Consider the following 1,097-nt stretch of genomic DNA (forward strand, 5'->3'; position numbering starts at 1 on the left):
TTAGGCTAATTAAGATCACACCGAATATACGACGGCAGTTCCTGTACAACTGTAGTTTTGCATATTCGATATTAGTTTTATCAAAAGTGACATTAATTAGCCAGTTTCTCGTACACAGGCATTGGCGCTCGATTCAACACCAACTCTTCTTCTGAACTAATAACGCCACTCTCATCTTCATCAAACTGAAGCGTTAAAGTATCTCCATCAACTTTAGCGAAAATATCCGCAGGATCCGCCACAGAGAAATCGAATAATCCTGTATCAGTATTGTCAAAAGTAATCGAAGTAGTCAAAGCGTCATTTTCAGAATTAATAGAGTAAGTTCCCCATTCCATCCCACTCACTTCATCTGGATTCTCAGGATTATTTGGAGCTTCCTCGTCAACTTCTAGATGCGCATACGTACCGTTATCAAAGAAAACAAAGGAGAGTAATTCATTTTCTGTAGAGGTATTAGTCCATGCACCTAAAATATCACTGTTAGCAGAACGTGTAAGATCAAGCGACTCGTCTTCATCAATAGTGCCATTGTCATTGTCATCGAACTCAAGAGTTAGTACGTCATCGTCAACTTTAGCAAAAATATCCGCAGGATCCGCCACAGAGAAATCAAATAATCCTGTATCAGTATTGTCAAAAATAATACCAAGCTCTAATAAATCTGTCTCATCATCGCGGGAGTAAGTTCCCCATTCCATACCATTAGTTTCACTGGCATCGTCAATATCAACTTCCATATGCACATACGTGCCATCTTGGAAGAAAACAAAAGCAAGCAAGTCATTTTCATCATCGTCGGTTGTCCAAATACCTGCGATACTGCTGCTAGGCGTAAAGGCTTCTCCTTCTTCAATCAGCGTTTCTTCAAGGTGAGAAATCGCCTGATCTTCTGAAATAAGTGCCGTAGTCGTTGATCCAGAATTTGCTACAAGCGTTGTAACAGCAGTGTCATTAGCAAAGTCAGTTATGGATTGAGTAAAATCGACAGCAGTCGCGACATCTGAAGCTTCATCAGCAATTTCAATACCATTATCTGGGTCACCATCGGTATCCAAACTTTGAAGTAGACGAGTAATATTTACCACTGTGTCATC

The 1,097-nt window shown here is 40.1% G+C and carries 1 protein-coding gene; it reads right to left on the reverse strand.

Annotation, left to right across the window (positions count from 1 at the left end; genetic code table 11):
- Positions 1 to 92: 92 nt before the first annotated feature.
- On the reverse strand, positions 93 to 1,097 hold a 1,005-nt coding region (locus A3762_RS26930), incomplete at its 5' end, for a hypothetical protein (RefSeq protein WP_197468980.1).

This window comes from Oleiphilus sp. HI0125 (assembly GCF_001635355.1).